General features: G+C 70.7%; 1 protein-coding gene. It reads left to right on the top strand.

Translation table 11 applies throughout. The features are described from left to right. The coding region (locus tag ACVA58_RS28095) for a hypothetical protein (protein WP_446513521.1) at positions 1 to 273 on the top strand (273 nt) is incomplete at both ends.

Here is a 273-nt window from a genome sequence, read left to right as displayed (position 1 = left end):
CCCCAAGGGCGTAGCGCGGCTGCTGCAGCGGGCAGGACGATCGGGCCATGCGCCGGGCAGGCATTCGCGCGTGACCGTGGTACCCACGCATAGCCTGGAACTCGTGGAGGGAGCTGCCGCGCGCGCGGCGGCCATGTCCGGCCATGTCGAAGCCCGCACGTCGCCTCACAAGCCACTGGACGTGCTCGTCCAGCACCTGGTGACAGTGGCGCTGGGCGGCGGCTTCGTGCCCGATGCGTTGCTTCAGGAAGTGCGCCGCGCATGGGCTTACCG

The sequence above is a fragment of the Photobacterium sp. DNB22_13_2 genome (assembly GCF_052873915.1).
Note: the sequence above shows the minus strand (reverse complement) of the source record. Positions and strands in the feature narration are given on the sequence as shown.